The organism is Pseudomonas sp. NPDC087626 (assembly GCF_044743405.1).
Lineage (GTDB): Bacteria > Pseudomonadota > Gammaproteobacteria > Pseudomonadales > Pseudomonadaceae > Aquipseudomonas.
The window spans coordinates 15,789-42,033 of the sequence record NZ_JBIUWJ010000035.1 but is presented as its reverse complement, the minus strand read 5'-3'; the positions used below and the strand labels follow the sequence as shown (position 1 = coordinate 42,033).

At 63.9% G+C, this 26,245-nt stretch carries 26 protein-coding genes; 10 read left to right on the top strand and 16 right to left on the bottom strand.

The window, feature by feature from the left end; all coding sequences use genetic code 11:
- Positions 1 to 46 precede the first annotated feature (46 nt).
- On the top strand, positions 47 to 1,945 hold the full coding sequence (locus tag ACIOVD_RS23565) for a TonB-dependent receptor domain-containing protein (RefSeq protein WP_401130498.1): 1,899 nt from the start codon (positions 47 to 49) through the stop codon (positions 1,943 to 1,945).
- 49 nt (positions 1,946 to 1,994) lie between these two features.
- Here the strand turns inward: ACIOVD_RS23565 and ACIOVD_RS23560 are convergent, their stop codons facing one another.
- The 12 genes from ACIOVD_RS23560 to nrdR form a co-directional block, all read right to left on the bottom strand.
- On the bottom strand, positions 1,995 to 2,789 hold the full coding sequence (locus tag ACIOVD_RS23560) for a cobalamin-binding protein (protein ID WP_159998149.1): 795 nt from the start codon (positions 2,787 to 2,789) through the stop codon (positions 1,995 to 1,997).
- On the bottom strand, positions 2,789 to 3,208 hold the full coding sequence (locus ACIOVD_RS23555) for an MFS transporter (protein WP_159998151.1): 420 nt from the start codon (positions 3,206 to 3,208) through the stop codon (positions 2,789 to 2,791). Before ACIOVD_RS23555 ends, ACIOVD_RS23560 begins: the two co-directional genes overlap by 1 nt.
- Entirely contained in the window at positions 3,205 to 3,822 is a 618-nt protein-coding gene (ribA, locus tag ACIOVD_RS23550) for a GTP cyclohydrolase II (protein WP_027617724.1), read from the bottom strand. The genes ACIOVD_RS23555 and ribA overlap by 4 nt, the downstream gene beginning before the upstream one ends.
- Positions 3,823 to 3,931: 109 nt before the next feature.
- Positions 3,932 to 4,687, bottom strand: coding sequence for a substrate-binding periplasmic protein (locus ACIOVD_RS23545; protein WP_401130495.1), 756 nt, complete (start codon positions 4,685 to 4,687; stop codon positions 3,932 to 3,934).
- A 23-nt stretch (positions 4,688 to 4,710) separates the two neighbouring features.
- The gene (locus ACIOVD_RS23540) at positions 4,711 to 5,214 is read right to left on the bottom strand and encodes a phosphatidylglycerophosphatase A (RefSeq protein WP_095166229.1); all 504 of its coding nucleotides are present in this window, start codon (positions 5,212 to 5,214) and stop codon (positions 4,711 to 4,713) included.
- Positions 5,211 to 6,176, bottom strand: coding sequence for a thiamine-phosphate kinase (thiL, locus tag ACIOVD_RS23535; RefSeq protein WP_401130493.1), 966 nt, complete (start codon positions 6,174 to 6,176; stop codon positions 5,211 to 5,213). Before thiL ends, ACIOVD_RS23540 begins: the two co-directional genes overlap by 4 nt.
- Positions 6,177 to 6,200: 24 nt before the next feature.
- Entirely contained in the window at positions 6,201 to 6,701 is a 501-nt protein-coding gene (gene nusB, locus ACIOVD_RS23530; RefSeq protein ID WP_056728930.1) for a transcription antitermination factor NusB, read from the bottom strand.
- The gene (gene ribE, locus ACIOVD_RS23525) at positions 6,698 to 7,174 is read right to left on the bottom strand and encodes a 6,7-dimethyl-8-ribityllumazine synthase (protein ID WP_003228649.1); all 477 of its coding nucleotides are present in this window, start codon (positions 7,172 to 7,174) and stop codon (positions 6,698 to 6,700) included. Before ribE ends, nusB begins: the two co-directional genes overlap by 4 nt.
- Positions 7,175 to 7,265: 91 nt before the next feature.
- Positions 7,266 to 8,357, bottom strand: a complete 1,092-nt coding sequence (ribBA, locus tag ACIOVD_RS23520; protein WP_095166224.1) for a bifunctional 3,4-dihydroxy-2-butanone-4-phosphate synthase/GTP cyclohydrolase II — start codon at positions 8,355 to 8,357, stop codon at positions 7,266 to 7,268.
- 31 nt (positions 8,358 to 8,388) lie between these two features.
- A complete protein-coding gene (locus tag ACIOVD_RS23515) occupies positions 8,389 to 9,054 on the bottom strand; it encodes a riboflavin synthase (RefSeq protein WP_320333106.1) in 666 nt (221 codons plus the stop codon).
- A 44-nt stretch (positions 9,055 to 9,098) separates the two neighbouring features.
- On the bottom strand, positions 9,099 to 10,232 hold the full coding sequence (gene ribD / locus ACIOVD_RS23510; protein ID WP_159998155.1) for a bifunctional diaminohydroxyphosphoribosylaminopyrimidine deaminase/5-amino-6-(5-phosphoribosylamino)uracil reductase RibD: 1,134 nt from the start codon (positions 10,230 to 10,232) through the stop codon (positions 9,099 to 9,101).
- Positions 10,229 to 10,693, bottom strand: a complete 465-nt coding sequence (gene nrdR / locus ACIOVD_RS23505) for a transcriptional regulator NrdR (RefSeq protein ID WP_162530215.1) — start codon at positions 10,691 to 10,693, stop codon at positions 10,229 to 10,231. The genes ribD and nrdR overlap by 4 nt, the downstream gene beginning before the upstream one ends.
- Before the next feature lie 128 nt (positions 10,694 to 10,821).
- Between nrdR and ACIOVD_RS23500 the strand changes: the two genes are divergently transcribed.
- From ACIOVD_RS23500 to trxA, 3 genes are all read left to right on the top strand, one after another.
- Complete coding sequence (locus ACIOVD_RS23500) at positions 10,822 to 11,286, top strand: YbaY family lipoprotein (protein ID WP_095166615.1); 465 nt, start codon at positions 10,822 to 10,824, stop codon at positions 11,284 to 11,286.
- Positions 11,283 to 11,948 (top strand): class I SAM-dependent methyltransferase, encoded by a 666-nt coding sequence (locus tag ACIOVD_RS23495; RefSeq protein ID WP_401130489.1) that lies wholly within the window; start codon positions 11,283 to 11,285, stop codon positions 11,946 to 11,948. The genes ACIOVD_RS23500 and ACIOVD_RS23495 overlap by 4 nt, the downstream gene beginning before the upstream one ends.
- 74 nt (positions 11,949 to 12,022) lie before the next feature.
- The gene (gene trxA / locus ACIOVD_RS23490; protein WP_095166217.1) at positions 12,023 to 12,895 is read left to right on the top strand and encodes a thioredoxin; all 873 of its coding nucleotides are present in this window, start codon (positions 12,023 to 12,025) and stop codon (positions 12,893 to 12,895) included.
- 55 nt (positions 12,896 to 12,950) lie between these two features.
- Here trxA and ACIOVD_RS23485 read toward each other — a convergent pair whose 3' ends face one another.
- Positions 12,951 to 13,310: a hypothetical protein gene (locus ACIOVD_RS23485; protein ID WP_320333107.1), complete on the bottom strand. Its 360-nt coding sequence runs from the start codon at positions 13,308 to 13,310 to the stop codon at positions 12,951 to 12,953.
- A 133-nt stretch (positions 13,311 to 13,443) separates the two neighbouring features.
- Between ACIOVD_RS23485 and ACIOVD_RS23480 the strand changes: the two genes are divergently transcribed.
- The 5 genes from ACIOVD_RS23480 to ACIOVD_RS23460 all read left to right on the top strand — a co-directional run bounded on the left by ACIOVD_RS23480 (position 13,444) and on the right by ACIOVD_RS23460 (position 17,568).
- Positions 13,444 to 14,049: a DUF2796 domain-containing protein gene (locus ACIOVD_RS23480; protein WP_401130487.1), complete on the top strand. Its 606-nt coding sequence runs from the start codon at positions 13,444 to 13,446 to the stop codon at positions 14,047 to 14,049.
- 130 nt (positions 14,050 to 14,179) lie between these two features.
- Positions 14,180 to 14,890 carry an ABC transporter ATP-binding protein gene (locus tag ACIOVD_RS23475; protein ID WP_159998165.1) on the top strand — a complete coding sequence of 237 codons (711 nt, stop codon included), beginning with the start codon at positions 14,180 to 14,182 and terminating at the stop codon, positions 14,888 to 14,890.
- Between the two features lies 1 nt (position 14,891).
- The gene (locus ACIOVD_RS23470) at positions 14,892 to 16,157 is read left to right on the top strand and encodes an ABC transporter permease (protein WP_095166209.1); all 1,266 of its coding nucleotides are present in this window, start codon (positions 14,892 to 14,894) and stop codon (positions 16,155 to 16,157) included.
- Positions 16,158 to 16,166: 9 nt separating this feature from the next.
- The gene (locus ACIOVD_RS23465; protein ID WP_095166207.1) at positions 16,167 to 16,685 is read left to right on the top strand and encodes a DUF3299 domain-containing protein; all 519 of its coding nucleotides are present in this window, start codon (positions 16,167 to 16,169) and stop codon (positions 16,683 to 16,685) included.
- Between the two features lie 184 nt (positions 16,686 to 16,869).
- On the top strand, positions 16,870 to 17,568 hold the full coding sequence (locus ACIOVD_RS23460; RefSeq protein WP_095166205.1) for an OmpW family protein: 699 nt from the start codon (positions 16,870 to 16,872) through the stop codon (positions 17,566 to 17,568).
- Positions 17,569 to 17,628: 60 nt separating this feature from the next.
- Here the strand turns inward: ACIOVD_RS23460 and ACIOVD_RS23455 are convergent, their stop codons facing one another.
- Positions 17,629 to 18,558: an NAD-dependent epimerase/dehydratase family protein gene (locus ACIOVD_RS23455; protein WP_095166203.1), complete on the bottom strand. Its 930-nt coding sequence runs from the start codon at positions 18,556 to 18,558 to the stop codon at positions 17,629 to 17,631.
- Positions 18,551 to 19,435 carry a sugar nucleotide-binding protein gene (locus ACIOVD_RS23450; protein WP_095166201.1) on the bottom strand — a complete coding sequence of 295 codons (885 nt, stop codon included), beginning with the start codon at positions 19,433 to 19,435 and terminating at the stop codon, positions 18,551 to 18,553. The genes ACIOVD_RS23455 and ACIOVD_RS23450 overlap by 8 nt, the downstream gene beginning before the upstream one ends.
- 221 nt (positions 19,436 to 19,656) lie before the next feature.
- On the opposite strand from ACIOVD_RS23450, the gene ACIOVD_RS23445 reads away from it, so the two are divergent.
- Entirely contained in the window at positions 19,657 to 24,003 is a 4,347-nt protein-coding gene (locus ACIOVD_RS23445) for a DEAD/DEAH box helicase (protein WP_401130485.1), read from the top strand.
- On the opposite strand, the gene ACIOVD_RS23440 is transcribed toward ACIOVD_RS23445, so the two are convergent.
- On the bottom strand, positions 24,000 to 26,144 hold the full coding sequence (locus tag ACIOVD_RS23440) for a mechanosensitive ion channel family protein (RefSeq protein WP_401130484.1): 2,145 nt from the start codon (positions 26,142 to 26,144) through the stop codon (positions 24,000 to 24,002). The two genes, ACIOVD_RS23445 and ACIOVD_RS23440, sit on opposite strands and share 4 nt — an antisense overlap.
- Positions 26,145 to 26,245: the final 101 nt, after the last annotated feature.

The following is a 26,245-nucleotide window of genomic DNA, read 5'->3' as shown; positions in this document are numbered from 1 at the left end:
GCGCCTATCAAATCTCAATTCGCCGCCAAGCCTCAACGGACCGCCGATGAAACTCTCCCCCCTCGCCCTGACGCTGACCCTTGTGCCCTGCGGCCCACTGCTGGCCGACACCTTCGAGCGCGATCAAGCACTGAAGCTGCCCGAAGTCCTGATCAGCGCCAATCGCCAGGTCGAAGCCCGCAATGACAGCAGTGCAGCCAACACGGTGTTCACCCGTGATGATATCGACCGCCTGCAACCCTCCAGCGTCACCGACCTGCTGAGCCGGGTGCCGGGGGTGCAAGTCACCCAGGCGGGCGGGCGCGGCAGCCTGCCGGGGATTTCCATTCGTGGCACCAAGTCCGCGCAAAGCCTGGTGCTGGTAGACGGCCAGCGCATTGGCAATTCGACCTCGGGCGACAGCAACCTGCAGCACATCAACATCGAACAGGTCGAGCGCGTGGAAGTGTTGCGCGGCTCACGCTCGGTGATTTATGGCAGCGATGCGATTGGCGGGGTGATTCAGATCTTCACCCGGCGCAGCGCCGAGCCCGGCCTGCAGCCACGCCTGCACATGGGGTTGGGCAGCAACCAGACCTGGGAGCGTAGCCTCGGCCTGTCCGGTGGCGATGCCAACACTCGCTTCAACCTCGGCGCCAGCCTGGATGAAACTGCCGGGATCGACCGCACCCACCAGTCCTACCCCAGCGATGGCGATCACGACGCCTACCGCAACCAGGCGCTGAGCCTGAGCCTGAGCCATGGTTTGAGTGACGACCTGGAAGTCGGTTTCAACGTGCTGGATAACCGCGGCAAGAGCGAGTTCGATAGCCCGTTCGGTCGCTACGACTCAAGCACGGGGCAAAGCTACCAACAAAAGCCCTACAGCGATTTCAACGTCAGTAGCGTCAGCGGCTATTTCGATGCCCGCGTCAACCAGGCCTGGAAGACGCGCGTCGAACTGGGCCACAGCGAGAACCGCGAACAAACCCGCGACAAGCTCAGCACTGAAGACTCGGTATTCAACACCTACCGCGACTCCGTGAATTGGCAGAACGACCTGACCCTCAACGAGCAGAACAGCCTGATCCTGGGGGGTGACTGGTACGAAGATCGGGTCAACAGCGACTTTGACTACTACGGCGCGCGCGCCGCTTTAGGTGAAGACAGCCGCTGGAACCGCGCCGCGTTCATTCAGCATCATTTCACTGCCGAGCATTTCTCCACCGAGCTGGGCCTGCGCCGCGACGACAATCAACAGTTCGGCAGCCAGAACAGCTGGAGCGGCACCTTCACCCTGCCGCTGAACACCGACAATGACTTACTGCTGACTTACAGCGAAGGTTTCCGGGCGCCGACCTTCAACGACCTTTACTACCCGGACTACAACAACCCGGGCCTGAAGCCTGAAACCTCAAAGAGCTACGAACTGCAATGGCGCAGCCAACTGACTGACAGCAGCCGACTGGAAGCCTCGCTCTACCGCACCGACCTCGAAGACGCGATCATCTATGGCAGCCGCCCGGAAAACGTCGCCTCGGCGCGGATCAACGGCTTCGAGGCAGCCCTCAAGCAGGAGCTGTTCGGCTGGCAGAGCAACCTGGGCGTCTCGATCATCGACCCACGGGACCGCGACAGCGGCCACACCCTCGCCCGCCGTGCACGCCGCACCTTGAACCTGGACCTGGACCGGCAGTTCGACCAGCTCGGACTGGGGGCGACCTGGCAAGCGGTGAGCAGCAGCTACGACGACGAGAAGAACCTCCAGCCCCTGGGCGGCTATGGCCTGCTGAGCCTGCGCAGCAGTTGGGCGGTGAACCACGAAGTCACCCTGCAGATGAAAATCGACAACCTGCTGGACAAGGACTACAGCCGCGCGCTTTACCAGTACCAAGGCGAGCAGTACGGTTATCGCGAGGAAGGCCGGGCGTTGATGTTCGGGGTGACGTGGATGCCGCAGCTCTGAACTGAGATCAGCGGCGGTGCGGCCTGCTCGCGATAGCCGCACTTCGGTCTTACCGACCAGGCGCTATCAACCGGCACAACGCCGCCGTCGCTTCGATCATCTGCCCGCTCGGCCGCTCCAGGCCTTTGTCGGTCACCCGCAGTAATTGCCCACTACTCACCGCCGTGACCTGTCGCCAGGCTTTCCAGGCATCGAGCTGAGCCTGGCTGCTGGCGAGGATCACCTGCGGATTACGCGCCAGTACCGACTCGATGCTGACCTGCGGCGCCGGCAGGCGCAGGTCGGCGAACACATTCCGCGCGCCACACACCTCTAGCGCGTCGCTGATGATCTGCCCGCCGCCCACGGTGTATAGCGGCTGGTCCCAGACCTGATAGAACACCCGCAGCGGCACCTCGCGCCGGTAGCGCTGGCGCAAGCCATCCAATTGCCGACGCAGGTCGGTCGCCAGTGCTTGCCCACGTTCGGCTCGTCCCAGTTGCCGGGCAATGTCTTCGATCTGGGTAGTCAATTGGTTGAGGCTGTGGGGTTCGGCGACGTAGGTGGGAATGCCCAGCCGGCTCAGTTGTTCGCGCTGTGCCGGGCCGACACTACCGGGCCAGAGCAGCAACAGATCGGGCTTGAGGCTGAGCAGGCGTTCCATGTCCAACTGGCCATAACGGCCCACCGATGGCACGGACTCAAGGGCTGGCGGACGCTCGCCGGCATCGAGCACGCCGACCAGCAGGTCGGCCGAGTCCAGCTCGACAACGATTTCCGACAGGGACGGTGCCAGGCTGACTACTCGCTCCACGGCGGCCGCTGGGCCACTGAGGACCAACAGCAGCGCCAGCCAGCGCCCCATCAGCCGAGTTGACGCGGAATACGGTAGAGGTAGAACAGCACGCCAGTGGCCAACCCCAGCAGCACCAGAGGCACCGCCTCCAGGCCGACGAACACCGCCAGCGCGCCGATCCAGGCCGGCAGGGAGGCCACCAGCATGGCGCTGCGGCGCTGAGCGGCCAGGGCGATCCAGGCCGCCGGTTCATCGGCGGTGTCCAGGGCTTTTTGGGTGGCGATCAAGCCGTGCTTGTAGGCACCGAAAAACTTCAGGCTGACGAACATCGAGGCCATGCCGGCGATGAAGAACGGCATCGCCAGGATCGGAGCCAGGGCTTCACCCTCGCCAAACAGGCCATTGATCACCAGCAACGGCAGCAGGGCCAGCGCGAAGTATTGCCACCAATTGACGGACAGGCGCCGCCGAACCTGGCCGCGGGTCACGCCCGGTCTGCCTCGCCCTGGTGCTCGTTGCCCATCATGTGGTCGAGCTTGCTGGCCTTGGTCGCCAGGTAGAGTTTGTTGTGCGGATTGTGGCCGGTGTGCAACGGCACGCGCTCGGCAACCACGATGCCCATGTCGGTCAATGCCTTGACCTTGCGCGGGTTGTTGGTCATCAGGCGCAGGGATTTGACGCCCAGGTGCTCGAGCATCGGCAGGCACATGGCGTAGTCACGCTGGTCAGCGGCAAAACCCAGGCGCTCGTTGGCTTCAACGGTATCGGCACCGCCATCTTGCAACTCATAGGCGCGGATTTTGTTCAGCAGGCCAATACCCCGGCCTTCCTGGCGCAAGTACAGCAACACGCCACGGCCTTCGCGGGCGATGGCCTGCAAGGCGGCTTCCAATTGTGAGCCGCAGTCGCAACGCTGGCTGAACAAGGCATCGCCGGTCAGGCACTCGGAGTGCAGCCGGCCGAGTACCGGGGCACCATCGGCCACATCACCCAAGCTCAACACGACGTGCTCGCGGCCAGTGGACTCATCGAGAAAGCCATGCATGGTGAATTGCGCAAAAGGCGTTGGCAGCTTGGAAGCGGCAACAAAAACGACAGGCACCGGTGTGCTCCTGATCTATGTACTGGAGATTCGCAGAGGCGGCATTGTAACAGCAGGTTCCGAACCACGCTTAGGCTGAATTATCGGCCATAACGATCAAATAGTTTGATCACTGGCCGGCGGGCATCAGGTTACCCTCAAACGGATACGGTTGTTTCCAGCGTTCGAAAATCGGTTTCAGCCCGCCATTGCCGACCAGCAGGGTCATGCGCTGATCATACAGCTTCATCAGCGACCTGGCCTGGGAGGTATCGGCAAAACCGAGGAACAGCGGCAGTTCGGCCAGGTGGGTATAGCGAAACTGCTGCGAATCGACGGCGCCTTTGAGTACCGCCTCGACCTCGGTCTGGGCGTCGATGTAATAGTCCGCACGACCCTGCTGGAGCATCGGCAGAATGCCGGTGCGGCGCTCGATCTGGTTATAGCGGCGCACATTGGGCAGGTAGTTTTCGTAACGGTAGCCGCGCACCCAGGCCAGGCGGTACTTGCCCAGCGTGGCCTGGGTAGGTGCCGGACTGCTCGCCAGGCCGAGGACATAGATGTGGTCGGAGTCAAAATTCCAGTGCGGGTACAGCACGCCCTTGGCCTCGTCCCGGTAGGACCCGACCAGGGCATCGACTTCCTTGAGTTGCACCAGGCCGATCGAACGGGTGTAGGGCACCGTGCGGATATCCAGCTTGACCCCGGCCGGCTCGAACACCTCACGCAAGATGTCCCAGGCCAGGCCGTGCCCGTCGGCAGCGGTGTAGTCTTCCCAGTCTTCGCTCGCCAGATGGATTTCCGCAGGTACAGCGGGCACTTCCACCGCACGGGCGACCGAGCAGACCATAGCCAACAGCAGGATCCAGCAACCGCGCTGCACCATTCCCTAGCCCCTCGAACAGTCCCTCAGGTGAAATACCAGACCAGCCCCTGCATCCCCAGCCAGGCAAAGACCCCCGCCAGCACGTCATCGAGCATGATCCCGATGCCGCCGTGCACATGCCGGTCGATCCAGCGAATCGGCCATGGCTTGAGGATGTCGAAAAAGCGGAACATCAGGAACCCCGCCAACAACCAGTACCATCCCTCCGGCACCAGCCACAGGGTGATCCACATCCCGACCATTTCGTCCCAGACAATGCCTTCGTGGTCGTGCACGCGCAAGTCGTCGGCAACCTTGCCGCAGAGCCAGAAGCCGAACAGCATGGTGATGCCCAGCATCAGCCAGTAGCCCCAGTCGGGCAGCATCTGCCACAGCGGGATGAAGGGTAGCGCAACTAACGAGCCCCAGGTGCCGGGTGCCTTGGGCAAGGTGCCCGAGCCAAAGCCGAAGGCCAGGAAATGCCAGGGATTGCGCCAGACCGATGGCGGCACGAACTCTGCCGGAACCTGTTTGGGATGATCTGTCACGGTGTCTCCTGGAAATGTTGATAACCCCGGATGTTCGGGGTGATGTCCTGCCCATTGGCGTCCAGCAGCGTTACGCCCTGCCCGGCCACGACCCGGCCGACCACGTAGATCGGCCAGCCCTCGGCCAACAGGGTCGGCAGATGAGCCGGCGGCAAGGTGAACGCCAGTACGTAGTCGTCACCGCCGCTGACCGCAGCCACCCGGGCCGCATTCTCGCCGAGAAACCCAAGCAGTGCCGCCGACAGCGGCAGTTTCTGGTTCTCCACCAGCAAGCCGACAGCCGACGCCTTGGCAATATGCCCGCAGTCGGCGAGCAAGCCATCGGAGATATCCAGCGCCGCGCTGGCCTTGCCGCGCAACGCCTGGCCCAACGCCAGCTGCGGCTGTGGCGACCAGTAGTGCGCCAGCAACGGTTCGGCGATAGCGGCCGGTGCCGTACGCTGGCCGAGCACCAGGGGCAAGGCCCCGGCAGCGTTGCCCAGCTCGCCGCCGACACACAGCAAGTCGCCGACCTGCGCACCGCTGCGGGTCAGGGCCTGGCCAGCCGGGACGCGGCCGAACACGGTCATGGTCAGGCTCAGCGGGCCGCGCGTGGTATCGCCACCCACCAGCCGCACGCCGCAGCTCTGCGCCATCTGGTTCAAACCACGGGCATAGGCATCCAGCCAATCGGCGGTTACCGTCGGCAAGGTCAGGGCAAGGGTAAAGGCAACGGGGGTGGCGCCCATGGCAGCCAGGTCACTGACGGCCACCGCCAGCGAACGCTGACCGAGCAAAAACGGGTCGCAGGGATCTGCGAAATGCACACCGGTCACCAGCGTGTCGGTGGAGATCGCCAGCTGTTCCCCTGCGGGAACAGCGAGCAAGGCGCAGTCGTCGCCGATCCCCAGCGCAACGCCATCGCCCGCCTGCGCACAGGGCGCAGCGGCGAAGTAGTTGCGGATCAGCTCAAACTCGCCCATCAGGTATCCTGTCTCAAGCGCGTATCAGCGCTTGAACGCCTTCACTTCAGCTTCACGCAGGCGCGGGGCCAGCTTGTCGAGGACACCGTTGACGAACTTGTGGCCATCGGTGGAACCGAAGACTTTAGCCAGCTCGATGCCTTCGTTGATCACCACGCGGTACGGCACGTCGACGCGCTTGAGCAGTTCCCAGGTGGACAGGCGCAATACCGCCAGTTCAACCGGGTCGAGCTCGTCGATGGTCAGGTCCAGGCAAGGCGTGAGAGCGGTGTCGATTTCGGTCTTGAACTGCGGAACCCCGTGGAGGATTTCGCGGAAGTAGGCGCCATCGACATCACTGAAATCATTATCGACCCGGAACTGCGCTTCGATCTCGTTCAAAGACTGCTTGGCCATGTGCCATTGATACAGAGCCTGGGTCGCGAGCTGACGGGCTTCGCGGCGCTTGACGCTCTTCGATGGTTTACCAGCATCCGCAGGCTTTGGATCGCGCGGGTTGAAACGATCGCTTTCGTCGCTAATCACTTGGCCTCCAACTGCGCCAGCAGGCTGACCATTTCCAGAGCGGACAGGGCAGCTTCGGCACCTTTGTTACCGGCCTTGGTGCCGGAACGTTCGATGGCTTGCTCGATGGAATCAACGGTCAGCACGCCGAAAGCGACTGGAACGCCGAACTCCATGGACACCTGGGCCAGGCCCTTGGTGCATTCACCTGCCACGTATTCGAAGTGCGGAGTACCGCCACGAATGACCGCGCCCAGGGCGATGATTGCCGCGAACTCGCCTTTCTGGGCGACTTTCTGCGCAACCAGCGGGATTTCGAAGGCGCCAGGGGCACGGATGATGGTGATGTCGCTTTCGCTCACGCCATGGCGAACCAGGGCATCAACCGCACCGCTTACCAGGCTTTCGACAACAAAGCTGTTGAAACGGCCAACAACCAGGGCGTAGCGGCCTTTGGGGGCGATGAAGGTACCTTCGATGGTCTTCAGGGTCATTCGACAAATCTCTTAAAGAGCCGGGACGCGTTCAGTACGCGTCCCTCAGTGATATTTGAACCGCGAACAAGGGGTGGAAAAACACCGGCCTTTATTCGGAGGGCACGTATTCTACAACTTCCAGATCGAAACCGGATATCGCATTAAATTTCATTGGCGCCGACATCAGGCGCATTTTGCGTACGCCAAGGTCGCGCAGGATCTGCGAACCGGCACCGACGATGCTGTAGGTGGTCGGTTTTTTCACCGCCGCCTGGTCAGCGGTTTCGCGGATATGCGCCAGCAACACGTCGCCATCGAGCGGGTGACCGAGCAACAGAACCACCCCGCTACCCGCCTCGGCAACCGCGGCCATGGCGGCGCGCAGGCTCCAGCGGCCCGGCTGCTTGACCATCAACAGGTCGCGCAGCGGGTCCATGTTGTGCACCCGCACCAGGGTCGGTTCTTCGGCGCACACGGTGCCCAGGGTCAGGGCCATGTGCACGTCGCCTTCCACCGAATCACGATAGGTCACCAGGTTGAATTGGCCCAGTTCGCTGTCCAGTGGCTGCTCGGCAATCCGCTGAACGGTACGTTCGTGGATCATCCGGTAGTGGATCAGGTCGGCGATGGTGCCGATCTTGATGTTGTGTTCAGCGGCAAAGGCTTCCAGTTCGGTACGACGGGACATGGTGCCGTCGTCGTTCATCACCTCGCAGATCACCCCGCTCGGCTCGAACCCGGCCATGCGCGCCAGGTCGCAGGCGGCTTCAGTGTGGCCGGCACGGGCCAGGGTGCCACCGGCCTGGGCCATCAGCGGGAAGATGTGCCCCGGGCTGACGATATCTTCAGCCTTGGCGTCCTTGGCGGCAGCGGCCTGCACGGTACGCGCACGGTCGGCGGCGGAGATGCCGGTGGTCACGCCTTCGGCGGCTTCGATCGACACAGTGAACTTGGTGCCAAAGCCGGAACCGTTGCGCGGCGCCATCAGGGGCAGCTTCAGCAGTTCGCAGCGCTCGCGACTCATCGGCATGCAGATCAGGCCACGGGCGTGCTTGGCCATGAAGTTGATGTGCTCAGCCTGGCAGCACTCGGCGGCCATGATCAGGTCGCCTTCGTTCTCGCGGTCTTCGTCATCCATAAGGATGACCATCTTGCCTTGGCGGATGTCTTCAACCAGTTCTTCGATGCTATTGAGCGCCACGCGGCACCCCCCTTCTTTCGAAATTTGAGCTTCAGGATTTGAGGTAGCCGTTGGCGGCCAGAAAGCTTTCGGTGATGGTGCCGCCGGCAGTCGACTCCGCGGCCTTGTCGCCCAGCAGCAGTCGCTCCAGGTAACGGGCCAGCAGGTCCACTTCCAGGTTCACCCGGCGACCCGGCTGATACGCGGCCATGATGGTTTCGCTCAAGGTGTGCGGAATGATCGTCAGCAGGAATTCGGCGCCATCGACCGCGTTCACCGTCAGGCTGGTGCCGTCGACGGTGATCGAGCCTTTATGGGCGATGTACTTGGCCAGTTCCTTCGGGGCACGGATGCGGAACTCCACGGCCCGGGCGTTTTCGGTGCGGGCGACCACTTCGCCGACGCCGTCGACGTGACCGCTGACCAGGTGGCCACCCAGGCGGGTGGTCGGAGTCAGGGCTTTTTCCAGGTTGACCGGGCTGCCGCTCTTGAGGTCATTCATGGCGGTGCAGTCGAGGGTTTCGCGACTGACGTCCGCTGCAAAACCGTCGCCTGGCAGCTCGACGGCCGTCAGGCAGACGCCGTTGACCGCAATGCTGTCGCCCAGTTTGACATCGCTCAGGTCGAGCTTGCCGGTGGCTACGTGAACCCGTACATCTCCGCCTTTTGGGGTCAATGCACGAATACTGCCGATGGATTCGATGATGCCGGTAAACATGAAGTCCTCCTCGAGAACAAAACCTTCTTGGCCGCAGCCGGGAATTATACGCTCGCGGCCGGCACGGGAATGGCGGTGACTCGCCAGTCATCGCCAACCGCACGAATGTCAGTGATTTTCAGTGCCGGCGCATCCTTCATTTGCGTCAGTGGCCAGTCGAGCAATGGCCGCGCCGTGGAGCCGAGGAATTTTCCGGCGACAAAGATCTGGTACTCGTCCACCAGGCCTTGCTGGGCAAAGGCGCCCGCCAGCCTTGGGCCGGCTTCCACCAGCACCTCGTTGACGCCGCGGGCGGCCAGTTCGAGCAATAGCTTGCGCAGGTCGACCTGACCCTCTTCACCCGGCACGATCAGGCACTCGGGGCCGTTGGCGTACTGCTCTTCCACGGCCACGCAGGTGGCGACCAGGGCCGGGCCGGCCTTGAAGAACGGGGCATCGAGCGGCACCCGCAGGCGACCATCGATCAATACCCGCAACGGTGGACGGCTCATGGCCAGGGCGCTTTGTTCGGCGTCCAGCCCCAACTCGTCGGCGCGCACAGTCAGGCGCGCGTCGTCCGCCAGCACCGTGTCGGCCCCCGTCAAAACCACGCTGGCCTGCGCCCGCAGGCGTTGGACCGCGGAGCGCGCCGCCGGGCCGGTAATCCATTGGCTTTCGCCGCTGGCCATGGCGGTGCGCCCATCCAGGCTCATGGCCAACTTGACCCGCACGAACGGCAAGCCGTGCTCCATGCGCTTGAGGAAACCCAGGTTGAGCTGGCGCGCCTCGCCTTCGAGCACGCCGCAGGTGGTGGCGATGCCGGCCTGTTCCAGGCGCTGCAGGCCACGCCCGGCCACTTCCGGGTTGGGGTCCTGCATGGCGGCAACGACGCGCGCTACCCCCGCCGTGACCAACCCATCGGCGCACGGTGGCGTGCGGCCGTGATGGCTGCAGGGTTCGAGCGTGACGTAGGCGGTCGCGCCCCGCGCCTGCTCGCCGGCGGCGCGCAAGGCGTGGACTTCGGCATGCGGCTCGCCGGTGCGCACATGCCAGCCTTCGCCGACGACCTGCCCGTCACGCACGATCACGCAACCGACCCGCGGATTGGGATGGGTGCTGTAGTGGCCCTTGCGTGCCAGTTCCAGCGCGCGCGCCATGTAGTGGGCGTCGAGGATCGCTTGCTCAGTGGACATCGTCATGGTTTGACCGGTTCTCGGGCCAGGCGATCGATCTCTTCGCGGAACTCGTTGAGGTCCTGGAAGCGGCGATACACCGAAGCGAAACGAATGTAGGCGACTTCATCAAGCTTCTGCAGCTCGGCCATCACCAGCTCACCGACCACCAGCGATTTGACTTCGCGCTCGCCGGTTGCCCGCAGTTTGTGCTTGATGTGCACCAGGGAGGATTCCAGGCGCTCGACGCTCACTGGACGTTTTTCCAGGGCGCGCTGCATGCCCGCGCGAAGTTTTTCTTCGTCGAACGGCTGGCGGCTGCCGTCGGTTTTGATCAGGCGCGGCAACACCAGTTCGGCGGTCTCGAACGTCGTGAAACGTTCGCCGCAGGCCAGGCATTCACGCCGGCGGCGCACCTGTTCGCCCTCGGCGACCAGACGGGAGTCGATGACCTTGGTGTCGTTGGCACCGCAGAAGGGACAGTGCATGGTGGCAGGCAACAAAAAAAGGGAGGGCCATGGTAGCGCATCCCGGTGGCAAGACAAGCCATAGGGTTTACGGTATACAGACGGGCTATAGTGCTTGATCCATGGATTTCACCTCGCTGGAGCCGCAAATGCCGCTACGACCGCTTGTTTTACTCAGTTTCGTCAGCCTGCTGGTGGCCTGTAGCAGTGATGCGCCCAAGCCCGCAGAACCGGCATCCGGCCCCGCGCCGCAGATGGCCCAGAAGAAGGCCCAGGCGTCCGCCGACCAGGGTCCGCTGCCGGCTTACCAGCGCGAACTGAGCGGTTCGTTGCAGGGTGTGCCAGCGGGGGCCGAAGTCGAACTGGCGCTGCTGGTGGTCGACGAGCGTTCGCGGCCGCAGCAGTTGCTGGCCAGCGCCAACCTGGTCGGCAACAACCAGGCCCTGCCGTTTCACCTGCGCTTCAACCCCGAAGCCTTTCCCGCCGGCGCGCGGGTCGAGCTGCGCGGGCGCGCCAGCCAATCCGGACAACTGATCCTGCACCTGCCCTCGCAACGAATTTTCCAGCCGACTTCCCAGGCTCTGGGGCAATTGCAATTCGTCAAAGCACCATGACGGCACCGCTCGACCTGCAACACGCCCTGAGTGAACTGCTGGGCGATGCGCAACTGGTGCCCTGCCCGCTGCCGGATACCGAGCTGCAACTGTGGCTGATCGACGGCGACAATATGGACCGTGCCTTCAGCCCGGAAGAAACCCGACGGATCCTGCATGAACCGCCTTACTGGAGTTTCTGCTGGGCCAGCGGCCTGGCAGTGGCGCGCTACCTGGCCGCCCACCCACAGTGGGTCGCTGGCAAGCGGGTACTGGATTTCGGTGCCGGTTCCGGGGTGGCGGGGATTGCGGCGGTCAAGGCCGGTGCCCTCGAAGTGGTGGCCTGCGACCTCGATCCCCTGGCACTCGCCGCCTGCCGGGCCAATGCCCAGCTCAATGGGGTTGAACTCAGCTATTCAACGGACTTTTTCGCCGAGGCCGATCGTTTCGACCTGATCCTGGTGGCTGACGTGCTGTATGACCGCGCCAACCTGCCGCTGCTCGACGCATTCCTCAGCCGAGGCCGCGAAGCCCTGGTCGCCGACTCACGGGTGCGCGACTTCTCGCATCCGCTCTACCGGCGGCTGGAGATGCTCGAGGCCATGACCTTGCCCGACCTGGCCGAGCCTGAAGAGTTTCGTCATGTGAGCCTGTACCATGCTGCCCGCTGCGTTACGGATTGACCCGGCTGCCTGCGCTTTCGGCCAACCCCACCAAGCTTTATAGTTGCCCCATCCACGTTTTTTCGAGATACCCCATGAGTCAAGACACGCCGTACATCTTCGACGCCACCACCGCTGATTTCGAGCAGTCGGTGATCGAGAACTCGTTCCACAAGCCCGTGCTGGTGGATTTCTGGGCTGAATGGTGTGCACCGTGCAAGGCGCTGATGCCGATGCTGCAAACCATCGCCGAGAGTTACCAGGGCGAGTTGCTGCTGGCCAAGGTCAATTGTGATGCCGAGCCAGACGTCGTGGCACGCTTCGGCATTCGCAGCCTGCCGACCGTAGTGCTGTTCAAGGACGGTCAGCCAGTGGACGGTTTTGCCGGCGCGCAACCCGAATCCGCGGTGCGCGCACTGCTTGAACCTCATGTGCAGATGCCACCGCCGCCTGCGGCCGATCCGTTCGAACAGGCCCAGGGGTTGTTCGACGAGGGCCGCTTTGCCGAGGCCGAGGCCGCGCTCAAAGTGCTGCTGGGGGAAGACAACAGCCACGCCGGTGCACTGATCCTGTATGCCCGCTGCCTGACCGAACGCGGCGAGCTTGGCGAAGCCCAAGCCGTGCTGGATGCGGTCAAGAGCGATGAGCACAAGGCCGCACTGGCGGGCGCCAAGGCGCAGATCCAGTTCCTCGGCCAGGCGGCGGACCTGCCGGATGTGGCCGACCTGAAAGCGCGCCTGGCACAGAATCCACAGGACGACGAAGCGGTCTATCAATTGGCAATCCAGCAACTGGCCCGCCAGCAATACGACCCCGCGCTGGACTCGCTGCTCAAGCTGTTCATTCGCAACCGCAGCTACAGCGAAGGTTTGCCGCACAAGACCCTGCTGCAGGTGTTTGAGCTGCTGGGCAACGATCACCCGCTGGTCACCACCTACCGCCGCAAGTTGTTTGCTGCGTTGTACTGATCCGCATCAAGCGCAACCCTGTAGGAGCGAGCATGGCCGCGTGGAAAACATGCGCCTACGACGGCTCTATCCAGCTATAGAGCGGTGTATCGCCGCCGCTCAGCACCTTGACCTCGGCGCAGTGGCGCAGGCGCACCAATAGGCGCTTGCCAGCTACCGCGCTGCCGGTCAGTCCTTCCAGTTGCTCGAGCAGATCCGGCCCACTCAGTTGCCCGGACTTGCGCAGTAACGCCTTGGCCAACTGCCACTGGGCGTCGTCCGGATTGGCCGGTTTCGCCGCAACGCTGGCGGCGGGCTCTACACCGTCGACCTTACTCACCTGCAACTGCGCGCCAAGTTTCGCCCAATCGCCATCATCGAGCTCCAGGGTCAAGTCCACCGGCCAGTCGCCGATGCTTCCACGTATGCGCAACATTGGGCTTTCCTCAGGTTTATGACGAACATGCTCCCACGCGTCTTGCGCAACGCCAAGCATGCAGTCAAACTCCCGCCGATATTGTTATAAGATCACATAACAAAATAGTTAACTTTCGCCCCGGAGACTTTCCATGCGCCGTCTGCTCCTCGCTTTGCCGTTTGCCCTGTTGCCGCTGGCCATCGCCCAAGCGGCCGACGAACATGATCATGATCATCAACACGCCAGCCTCGGAGCTCACGAACATGGCGTCGGGCGCTTGAACGCGGCGCTGGATGGCCAGACCCTGGAGCTGGAACTGGACAGCCCGGCGATGAACCTGGTGGGCTTCGAACACGCCGCCAGCACGCCGGCAGACAAGGCCAAGGTTGCCGCGGTACGGGCACAACTGGAGCAGCCGCTGGTGCTGTTCAGCCTGCCGCAGGCCGCCAACTGCGTGCTCAGCCAGCAGGAGCTGAACAGCCCGCTGTTCGGTGACAAACCGGACGCCGACGATGACCACGACCACGACCACGCAGACGCCAAGGACGCCGAGGGTCATGAACACCAGCATGACCACAGCGAAATCCACGCGCATTACCAGTTCACCTGCAGCCAACCGGATGCGCTGAAGAGCCTGGACCTGGCCCAGGTGTTCAAGACCTTCCCCGCCACCCAGAAAATTCAGGTACAACTCATCAGCCCCAACGGCCAGCAAGGGGTCGAGGTGACGGCCAAGGCGGTTGCGCTTAAATTCTGAATCCACCGAAGATCCCCTGTAGGAGCGAGCCTGCTCGCGATGGAGTGTCAGATACTTTGGTATCGACTGATACACCATCGCGAGCAGGCTCGCTCCTACAGGGGTTCACCACCAACCAGACCGGTTTCACATGACCCAAGCACTCATCGAACTGACCGACCTGGGCTTCCATTGGCCCGGTCACCCGCCCTTGCTGGACATCCCGGCGTTTCGCCTGGAGGCCGGTGAAACCCTGTTTCTCAAAGGCCCCAGCGGCAGCGGCAAGACCACCCTGCTGGGCCTGCTCGGCGGCGTGCAGAAGCCCAATCGCGGCAGCATCCGTTTGCTCGGGCAAGAACTGACGGACCTCTCGGCCGGTGCCCGGGATCGTTTTCGGGTCGACCACACGGGCTACATCTTCCAGCAGTTCAACCTGCTGCCGTTTCTCTCGGTGCGCGAAAACGTCGAGTTGCCCTGCCACTTCTCCAGCGTGCGCGCCAACCGCGCGATCCAGCGTCATGGCAGCGTCGACAGCGCCGCCGCCACGCTGCTCGCGCACCTGGGGCTCAAGGATCCAGGCCTGCTTGGTCGACGGGCCGACTCCCTGTCGATTGGCCAACAGCAACGCGTCGCCGCCGCCCGCGCACTGATCGGCCAGCCGGAACTGGTGATCGCCGACGAGCCGACCTCGGCCCTCGACTACGACGCCCGCGAGGCCTTCATCCGCCTGCTGTTTGCCGAATGCCGGGAAGCCGGTTCCAGCCTGTTGTTCGTCAGCCACGACCAGAGCCTGGCGCCGCTGTTCGATCGTCACCTGTCGCTGGCCGAACTCAATCGCGCCGCCACGCCCGCAGAGGTCTGAGATGTATCTGTTCCGTCTAGCCATGGCCAGCCTGGCTAACCGCCGCTTCACCGCCATCCTCACGGCCCTCGCCATCGCCCTGTCGGTCTGCCTGCTGCTGGCCGTGGAACGCGTGCGCACCGAAGCCCGCGCCAGTTTCGCCAGCACCATCAGCGGCACCGACCTGATCGTCGGCGCTCGCTCCGGTTCGGTAAACCTGCTGCTGTACTCGGTGTTTCGTATCGGCAATGCCACCAACAACATCCGCTGGGACAGCTTCGAGCACTTCGCCAATAACCCCAAGGTGAAATGGGCAATCCCGATTTCCCTTGGCGACTCCCATCGCGGCTATCGGGTGATGGGCACCACTGACGCCTACTTCCAGCATTACCAATACGGGCGCCAGCAACACCTGCAACTGGCCAGCGGCCGGGCCTTTGCCACGGATCCGTTCGAGGTGGTACTGGGCGCGGAAGTGGCCGACGCGCTGCACTACAAACTCGGCGACCAACTGGTACTGGCCCACGGCGTGGCGGTGATCAGCCTGGTCAAGCATGACGACAAGCCCTTCACCGTGGTCGGCATCCTCAAGCGCACTGGCACCCCGGTGGACCGCACGCTGCACATCAGCCTCGGGGGCATGGAGGCGATCCATGTCGATTGGCACAACGGCGTGCCGGCGCGTGGCGATGGCCGGATCAGCGCCGACCAGGCGCGCAACATGGACCTCACGCCCCAGGCCATCACTGCGTTCATGCTCGGCCTCAACAGCAAGATCGCGACCTTCTCCCTGCAACGCGAGATCAATGAATTTCGTGGCGAGCCGATGCTGGCGATCCTGCCGGGCGTGGCCTTGCAGGAACTCTGGAGCCTGATGGGCACCGCTGAAAAAGCGCTGTTCGTGGTGTCCCTGTTCGTAGTGCTGACCGGCTTGATCGGCATGCTCACGGCGATCCTCACCAGCCTCAACGAACGCCGACGGGAAATGGCGATCCTGCGTTCGGTCGGCGCCAGGCCCTGGCATATCGCCACGCTGCTGGTGCTGGAGGCCTTTGCGCTGGCGCTGTCGGGGGTGATCGCCGGCCTCGGCCTGCTGTACCTGTGCATCGCCCTGGCGCAAGGTTACGTGCAGTCCAACTACGGCCTGTTTCTGCCGTTGTCCTGGCCAAGCGAGTATGAATGGACGCTGCTCGGTGGCATCCTGCTTGCCGCGCTGCTGATGGGCAGCGTGCCTGCCTGGCGGGCCTACCGGCAATCGCTGGCCGACGGTCTGTCGATCCGTTTATGAGGACGTAAAATGCCCCGCGCTCTGCTTGCGCTGTTGATGCTGGTCGCCCTGCCCCTGTGGGCGGCCGAACCCAGGGACCTGACCTGGTCGGAGATGATTCCGCCGGACGCGCCCGCCGAAGTGCCGAACATGAAACCGCTGCACGACCTGTCGCAGATGAGCGACGCCTTGTCGGCCGAGTCAGCGCCGGCCGCCCGGCAGGACCTGCCCAACGCACCGGTGGTGCAGACCCTCGACGGCCAGGCCATTCGGTTGCCCGGCTACATCGTGCCGCTGGAGGTCAATGAGGCAGGGCGCACCACCGAGTTTTTGCTGGTGCCGTATTTCGGCGCCTGCATCCACGTGCCCCCACCGCCGTCGAACCAGATCGTGCATGTCCGGAGCGAGATCGGGGTCAAGCTCGAAGAGTTGTACCAGCCGTACTGGATTGAAGGCGCAATGCAGGTCAAAGCCTCCACCAGCGAACTGGCGGATGCCGGGTACCAGATGGATGCCCAGAAGATCTACGTGTACGAATTGCAGGAGTGAAACTGCGAAGTTTTCATGGACTGACCTGAACTTGCGTCTACGCTCAAGCCGGCGCTGACGACGACCGCTCATCCGAGCAACGATCTTAATGCGCCATCACGCTTTCATTGAGCTGCGTCAACGTCCCAGGTCGGATCCCTCCATAAAATGGGATATAGAATTCAAATTGTCCCTTGGAGCCCCCATGCACAAGTCATTGCTTAGCGCTTCCCTCATTGCATTCGCGCTTGCAGCCCCGTCCGCCCAAGCCCACGAAGCCGGCGACATCATCGTCCGGGCCGGTGCCATCACCGTTAATCCGAAGGCCGACAGCTCCAGCGTCAAGGTCGATCGCGGCCCGCTGGCGGGTACCGACCTGGGCGGCAAGGCGACAATGAGCAGCGACACGCAATTGGGCCTGAACTTCGCGTACATGATCACCAACAACCTGGGGATCGAGCTGCTGGCGGCAACGCCGTTCGAGCATGACGTCAAACTCAAAGGCACCGCACTCCCTGCGGCCAACGGCAAGCTCGGCTCCTTGAAGCACCTGCCGCCGACCCTGAGCCTGGTGTACTACCCGCTGGATCACAAATCGGTGTTCCAACCCTACGTGGGCGCGGGCATCAACTACACCTGGATCTATGACGAACACGTCGGCAGCCAGGCCAGCGCCAACGGCTTCGACAACTTCCGGGCGAAAAACACCTGGGGCGTGGCATGGCAGGTCGGTGCCGACTACATGCTGACCGACAACATCATGATCAACGGCCAGGTGCGCTACATCGACATCGACACCACCGGTTATGTGGATAACAACGCTGTCGCGCCAGGCACTCGCGCCAAGGTCGACATCGATGTGGACCCATGGGTCTACATGGTTGGCCTGGGCTACAAGTTCTAAGCCACACCCGCAGAAAAAAGGCGCCTCTCATCAGGCGCCTTTTTTGTTCTCGTAAAACCCCTAGCGACCCAGCAGGCGGGCCAGACCGACGCTCATTGGCGTTTGCTCGGGGAAGGTGAAGCGCTGCAGCAGGCGCTGGTTGTTCGCCCGCGAATGGCGGATATCGCCCGAACGGGCCGGGCCGTAGGTGATCGGCGGCAAGTCGCCGACCACTTCGCGCAACGCCTGGAGCATTTGCTTGAGGGTGGTGGCCTGGTTCCAGCCGACGTTGACCGCACCGACTTCCAGCGTAGGCGCTTCGATAGCCTGCACCAGCAGGTCTACCAAGTCTTCGACATAGACAAAATCACGAGTCTGCTCGCCATCGCCGAACACGGTGATCGGCAGCCCCTTGACCGCGCGCTCGCTGAAAATGCTGATCACCCCGGAGTACGGCGACGACGGATCCTGGCGCGGGCCGAAGATGTTGAAGAAGCGAAACACCGCGGGCTCCAGGCCATGCTGGCGGCGGTAGAAATCGAGGTAGTACTCACCCGCCAGCTTGTCCGAAGCGTAGGGCGTGAGCGGCGCCTTGGCGGTGTCTTCGTCGATCGACTGGCCTTCGCCATTGTTGCCATAGATCGCCGCACTCGAGGCAAACAGCACACGCTTGATCCCAGCCTGGCGCATGGCTTCACAGACGTTCAGGGTGCCAATGAAATTGCTCTGGTGCGTACGCACCGGATCGTCCACCGAGGCCTGCACGGAAGCCACGGCAGCCAGGTGCGCCACGGCACAACAACCGACCATCACCTTGGCCACCAGGGCAGCATCGGCGACGTCGCCTTCGATCAACTCGATACGTGGATCGTCCAGTTGCAGGTTGCTGCGCTTGCCGGTGGACAGGTCATCGAGCACACGCACCGAGTAGCCCTTGGCAAGCAGGGCGTCGGCGAGGTGCGAGCCAATGAAACCGGCACCGCCGGTGATTAATACAGGGCCTTCAGCCATGACGATAAAACCTATCCAGTAAGCCCGGGAGCGCGGCACGCCAGGCGCGCGGCTTGATCCCGAAGGTGTGCAGAATTTTCTTGCAGGCCAGGACCGCGTGTTGCGGCTCTTCGGCGGCATCCGGGCGCGCGGCATGGGCCTGCGCAGTCGGTGCTTCGATGGCCAGCGGATGCAGGCTGCGGGCCTCGGTCAAAATGGCCTGGCCCAGCGCCAGCGGCGTGGTCGCCTCGTGTCCGGCGTAGTGATAGGTGCCCCACAGCGGCGCCGCGCAATCGAGTTGCTTGAGCACCGAAATGATCACCCGTGCGGCGTCGTCCACCGGGGTTGGGTTGCCCCGTCGGTCATCGGCCATCAGCAGCTCTTCAGGCTGTTCGGCACGTGCCAGGAAGCGTCCCAGTGCGCCATCGGCACTGTCATCGAGTAACCAGCCAAACCGCAGCATCACGTGTTGCGGGCAGGTTGCGCGCACGCTCTGCTCGATGCGCCACAACGCCTGGCCACGCAGGCCCAGTGGCACCGGTTCGTCCTTTTCACTGTAGGCAGTGGCCCGCGAGCCATCGAACACTCGATAGCTGGAAGGCTGGAGCAGGACGATGTTGTGGTGCTGGCACAATTCCGCCAGGCGCTCGACTGCTCGTTCCTGCCCGGCCAGGCGCGCCTCGGGCACCTGCTCGGCCTGGAACCAGTCGAAGTAGTAGGCGAGGTTGATCAGCGCGTCCGGGCGAGTGTCGTCGAGCAGTTGGGTCAGGCTCGCGGCATCCCAGCCGTCTTGCGGTGGACGGGGGGCGAGGAAACCGATGTCTTCCTCCGCACCGAGGCGAATCAGCGCCTGCCCAAGGGCATTTCCGCCACCCAGTAACATAAGGCGCATTCGCATAGAGTCAGCAGGCCCAGTCTGTTTGAAACGATGAGTGTAGCGACAGCGCCCGCAGGCGTTGTCGTTGAGAGTTGCCGGAATCGTTACATTTTGCGGGTTTAATACGCAACCGTCACTTATAAACTGCCAACCGCAGCCTTTGCAGTCGCAGCCAGGGGCAGCGCTGGGCCGCACTGCGCGCGCACTTGCAACTTGGGCCGGGCCGTCGCATAACTGAGCCCATGAATCTCCCCGAGTCCGCCGACAGCGTCCTCGACGGCTTTCACCCCGCCGTCAGCGCCTGGTTCAGCAGCACCTTCGCGACGGTCACTGCCGCCCAGGCGCGCGCGTGGCCCTTGATCCGCCAGCGCCGCTCGACCCTGATTGCCGCGCCCACCGGCTCCGGCAAGACCCTCACCGCGTTTCTGGCGGTCATCGACGACCTGGTCCGGCAAGGCCTGGCCCTGGGCGGCGAGTTGCCTGACGAAACCCGGGTGGTCTACGTCTCGCCCCTCAAGGCGCTGTCCAACGACATCCAGCTCAACCTGCAGACCCCGCTGGCCGGCATCACTGCGCAACTGCAACAGCAGGGACTGCCTGAATTGCAGATCAGTACCGCGGTGCGCACCGGCGATACCCCGCAAAAGGAGCGCACGGCGATGCGTAAAAGCGCACCGCACATTCTGGTGACCACCCCGGAATCGCTCTACGTGCTGCTCGGCTCCGACTCGGGCCGACGAATGCTCGCCAGCACCCGCACGGTGATCGTCGATGAAATCCACGCCATGGCCGCCAGCAAGCGCGGCAGCCACCTGGCCCTGAGCCTGGAGCGCTTGCAGGCGTTGTGCCGCGAGCCGCTGCTGCGCATCGGCCTGTCTGCCACGCAAAAGCCCATCGACGCGGTGTCGCGGTTCCTGGTGGGCACTGGACGCCCCTGTGACATCGTCGACATCGGCCACGCCCGCCCCCGGGACCTGGACATCGAAGTGCCGCCCGTGCCGTTGTCGGCAGTGATGGCCAACGATGTCTGGGAGCTGGTCTATGAGCGCATCGCCACCCTCGCCCGCGAGCACCGCACCACCCTGGTCTTCGTCAACACCCGGCGCCTGGCCGAACGCTTGAGCCGCCACCTCAGCGAACGCCTGGGCAAGCACGCGGTGGCCGCGCACCACGGCAGCCTGGCCAAGGAGTTTCGCCTGGATGCCGAGCAACGACTCAAGCGCGGCGAGCTGCAGGTGCTGATCGCCACTGCGTCGCTGGAACTGGGGATCGACATCGGCGACGTCGAACTGGTCTGCCAGATCGCCTCGCCGCGCTCGATTGCCGGGTTCCTGCAACGGGTCGGCCGCTCCGGGCACCAGGTTGGCGGCACGCCCAAGGGGCGCCTGTTCGCCACCACCCGCGACGACCTGATCGAATGCGCCGCCCTGCTCGACTGCGTGCGCCGGGGCGAGCTCGATAGCCTGCTGATCCCCGTCGCGCCGCTGGACGTACTCGCCCAGCAGATCATCGCCGAAGTCAGTTGCCAGGAATGGCCGGAGCAGGCGCTGTTCGACACCCTGCGCCGCGCCTCACCCTACGCCGCGCTGGACCAGGCGCATTACCAGGCCGTGCTGAAGATGCTTGCCGAAGGCTACAACGGTCGCCAAGGCATCCGCAGTGCGTACTTGCACCGCGACGCCGTCAGCGGTTCCTTGCGCGGCCGCCGCGGGGCCCGGCTGACCGCAGTGACCAGCGGCGGGACGATTCCCGACAACGCCGACTACAGCGTGTTGCTGGAGCCCCAGGGGCTGAACATCGGCAGCGTCAACGAAGACTTCGCGGTGGAGAGTATCGCCGGCGATGTCTTCCAATTGGGCAACAGCTCCTACCGGATCCTGCGGGTCGAAACCGGCAAGGTGCGGGTCGAGGACGCCCAGGGCCAGCCGCCCACCATCCCGTTCTGGCTGGGCGAAGCACCGGGGCGCAGCGCCGAGTTGTCCTACGCCGTGGCGCGCCTGCACGCCCAGCTCGACCAACTGCTGGGCGCCACGCCCGGCGACTTGCAACCGAGCCTGGCCTGGCTGACCGCGACCCTTGGCCTGAACCTGGCCTGCGCCGAACAACTGGTGGACTACCTGGCCCCCGCGCGCCTGGCCCTCGGCGCCCTGCCGTCCCAGGACACGCTGCTGATGGAGCGCTTTTTCGATGAGTCCGGCGGCACCCAACTGATCATCCACACGCCCTTCGGCAGCCGCATCAACCGCGCCTGGGGCCTGGCCTTGCGCAAGCGCTTCTGCCGCACCTTCAACTTCGAATTGCAGGCCGCCGCCAGCGAGGACGCCATCGTCCTGTCGCTGTCCACCAGCCACAGCTTTGAACTGCAGGACGTCTGGCGTTACCTGCATAGCAACAGCGCCGAGCAGATCCTCGTCCAGGCAGTGCTCGACGCCCCGCTGTTCGGCGTGCGCTGGCGCTGGAATGCCGGCGTGGCCCTGGCGCTGCCGCGCTACAGCGCAGGCCGCAAGGTGGCGCCGCAGATCCAGCGGATGAAAAGTGAAGACTTGATCGCCAGCGTGTTTCCCGACCAGATCGCCTGCCTGGAAAACCTCGCCGGTGAACGGGAAATTCCCGATCACCCACTGGTTGAGCAAACCCTCGACGACTGCCTGCACGAAGCCATGGACTGCAACGGCTGGCTGGCCTTGTTGCGGCGCATGGAGCAGGGCGAACTGCGGTTGATCAGTCGCGACCTGCCCGCCCCTTCGCCCCTGGCGGCGGAAATACTCAACGCCCGGCCCTACACTTTTCTTGACGATGCGCCTCTGGAGGAACGTCGCACGCAAGCGGTGCTCAGCCGTCGCTGGAGCGATCCGCAGGCGACCGATGACCTCGGCGCCCTGGACCCGCAGGCGATCGAGTCGGTGCGCGAAGAGGCCTGGCCGCAACCCGCCAGCGTCGATGAAATGCATGAAGCGCTGATGAGCCTGGGAGCCATCACCGACAACGAGGTGCAGCAGAACGATCGATGGCTGCCGTGGCTACGGGAGCTGGCCGAGCAAGGCCGCGCCAGCCGCCTGGCCATCGATTCCGAACATGGCCTGTGGCTGGCGCTGGAGCGCCTGAGCTGCCTGCAAGGAGTTTATCCACAGGCGCTGCTGCAACCGCCGCTCCATCCGCTACCAGGCTTTGACCAGCTGTGGGCACCTGATGAGGCGCTGGTGGAGCTGCTCCGCGCCCGGCTCAGCGCCTTCGGCCCACTGCCCCTGAGTGAGATTGCCGCCGCCCTGGGGCTGATGCCGCTGTTGGTCGAGCAAGGCCTGGCCCAACTGGAGCGCGACGGTTACGTATTGCGTGGGCGCTTCAGCCCAGGCGCGACGCAGGAACAGTGGTGCGAGCGGCATTTACTGGCGCGGATCCATCGCTACACGGTCAAGCGCCTGCGCCGGGAAATCGAACCGGTGGCCCTGCAGGACTTCATGCGATTTCTGTTTGACTGGCAGCACCTGTCCGCGACAACCCAAGGCCAGGGCAACGCCATGTTGCCGGTGATCGTCGCGCAGTTCGAAGGCTACCCGGCGGCGGCTTCGGCCTGGGACAGTGATCTGTTGCCGGCGCGACTCAAAGGCTACTCGGCCACCTGGCTGGATGAACTGTGCCGCAGCGGCAAGCTGGTCTGGACGCGCTTGAGCGCGCGCCACAAGACCGCCAGCGTGGCCCTGCGCAGCACACCGATCGTGTTGTTGCCCAGGGTGCAAGCGGCACTCTGGAGCAGCTTGACCGAACAGGCACAGGTCGAGGATTTGTCGCCCAAGACCCAGAAAGTCCATCAGGCCCTGAGCCAACACGGCGCGCTGTTTTTTGATGAGTTGCTGCACGAGGCGCACCTGCTGCGCAGTGAACTGGAGATCGCCTTGCAGGAGTTGGTCGGCGCCGGCCTGGTGAATGCCGACAGCTTCGCCGGCCTGCGCGCACTGATCACCCCGGCGAGCAAACGCCAGGCCCGCAGCAGCCGACGCGGGCGCGGGCCCCTGGTCGGTGGGATGGACGATGCCGGACGCTGGGCCCTGCTGCGTCGCACAGCCGCCCCCGTCAGCGATGCCCCGCGCGGCACACCCGCAGGCACCCTTGAACACATCGCCATGACCTTGCTGCGCCGCTACGGCGTGGTGTTCTGGCGCTTGCTGGAGCGCGAAGCGGACTGGCTGCCCAGTTGGCGGGAATTGCTGCGCACCTTTCATCGCCTGGAGGCACGCGGGGAGATCCGCGGCGGACGTTTTGTCAGTGGCCTGGCCGGCGAGCAGTTCGCCCTGCCCGAAGCCATCCCGCTGTTGCGCGAAGTGCGCCGCCGCCCCCATGACGGCAGCCTGGTCAGCGTCTGTGGGGTTGATCCGCTGAACCTGGTCGGCACCTTGCTGCCGGGGCAGAAAGTCCCGGCCCTGGCCAGCAATCGACTGGTGTACCGCGACGGCTTGCCGGCGGCGGCCGAGATCGCCGGCGTGCAGCATTTCTGGCTGCAACTGGACCCGCAACAACGCAGCACGCTGCAGCAGAAGCTGACCCAGTACCGGCTCGCGCCAGTCGCCGACCCTGGTCTGCCGAGCGCTTAAGAACTGTGGCTCGGATTGGGCATCAGCAGCGCTGAGTTGTCCTTGGCGGCGACCGCCTCCTCATGCTTGTCTTCGGGTCGGTCCAGGTGTCGCTCATGCAGCAGCACCTGCTGTGGATAAGTCTGCGCGAAATGCACCCATGGGCTGTTATCCACAAGCTTTTTCAAGCGCAGGTTGAACGCCCGGTTCACCGCATATTGGCCGCCGGAGACCGTGCGGAACTGCGCCGTCAGGATCACCCCGTTGAGGTCCATCTTGTCGACCCCGAACACTTCCAGCGGGCCTTGCAGGTTGTACTTGAGGAACGCGTCTTCGCTGATCGAACGGCCCGCGTCGCGAATCAGCGCGATGGCCTGGTCGACGTCGGTGTCGTAGGTGAACTGCACCGAGAAAAACGCAAAGGCGAATTGCCGCGACTGGTTGGTGACCGCCTTGATCTGGCCGAATGGCACCGAATGCACGAAGCCCTTGCCGTCGCGCAGGCGCAGGGTCCGGATGGTCAGGCCCTCCACCGTGCCGGCATGCCCCGAGTCGAGCACCACCCAGTCGCCGATCGACAGGGTGTCTTCGATGATGATGAACAGCCCGGTGATCACATCCTGCACCAGTTGCTGCGAACCAAAACCGATCGCCAGCCCCACCACCCCGGCACCGGCCAGGAACGGTGCGACGTTGATCCCAAGGTTGGCCATGGTGGTGATTGCGCAGATCACCACCAGGATGATTTTCATCGCGTTGCGCAGCAACGGCAGGATGGTTTTGATCCGGGTACTGGGCTGGCGCGCATTGCGTTTGTTGACCGGCGGCTTCAAGGCTTCCTGAATGGCCGTGTCGAGTACCACCCACACCAGCCAGGTCACCAGGAAGATCAGGCCGATGCGGCTCAACGAATCGCTGATCGCCCGGCCAATCGCGTTGCTGACCGCGAACTCGAACAACGATACGCCCCAGATCCGCCCCAGGATGTCGATGAAGGCGATGGCCATGACAATCCGCAGCAAGGCGTGGGACAGGCTCAGGAAACGCTCCTTGTAGGCACCGCTGCGCTGCACCGCCAGCGCGCTGCGGGACTTGAACAGGTGTTGCAGCATGGTGCTGATAAACACCGTGGCAATCAGCAGCAAGGTGGTGAACAAGGCACAGCGCAGGACCTTCTGATTGTCATCGCCGATGCCGATCAGGTTGATCAGCGACACCAGCACCATCAACAGGATCGGCCAGTACCAGACCCCGGAAAAGATCCGCAGGGTCTCGCGTAATGCCGGTTGTTTCTGGCGCTGGGCCAGCGGCAGGATGCGGATCAACTGACCCACCGGTCTGCGCAGGCGAATCACCAGCAGGCCGAAGATGATCGACGCCGACATACCAGTGAACACCGCGATACTGCTGGTCAGGTTGTCCCCCAGGCGATTGGCGATCTGCGAGCTGGTCAAGGCGTCGCTCAGGGCCACCAGAAAACCCATGGCGAACAACGGCCGCGGGCTGTTTCGCAGCAGGATGCGCACTGCCTGGCGCTTGTGCCCGACGTTGAACAGCACCACCAGCGACAGCAACAGCGAGGCGACAAAGATCCCGGCGCTGGTGGCGTAGGCCAGGCTCAAGGCCAGTGCGCGGCCTGCCGATGCGGGCAGGAAATGACTGAGGTAGAGGGTCAGGGGCAAGCTGATCAAGGCGGGCAGCGTGTAGGGCAGCAGGTAACCGAGCAACGCCTGGCCACGCTCACGGGTGAGCAACAGGCGATGCCGTGCCAGGCGTCGGGCCAGCAGGCCACCGAGTAACCAGAGCAGCGCAAACACCCCGCCCCACACCACGCTCAGCAGGAGGAAATCGCCGACCACGCTCCAGCTCGAGCGCGGCGAAGGTTGATTGACCAGTTGGTCCACCTCGTCCACCGCGCGGTCCGCACGCAGGCGCCAGGCTTGTACCAGGTGCTCGTTAAGATCGAGCTTTTCCTGGACGTCATCGATGCTCGAACTGATGGCGCCCAGCAGGCCGCCCTGCACCAGCGGTTCGGGTTTGGACGCTGCGGCCGGCTCTTTACCGGTAACCGCCGCAATGGCCGGTAGCGCATTCGCCTGCAAGGCAGGACTGGCGCAACACAACAGTAGCGCGAGCCAGATCGCGGTTTTGATTGGAGACAAAACGCGGTGCTCCTTTTTGACCAGGTGATGTGTGCAGAAGATCGCAGCCTTGAGCGATCGCTACAAGCGTAGATCGGCAAAACCCCATGAAGGTTTCACTG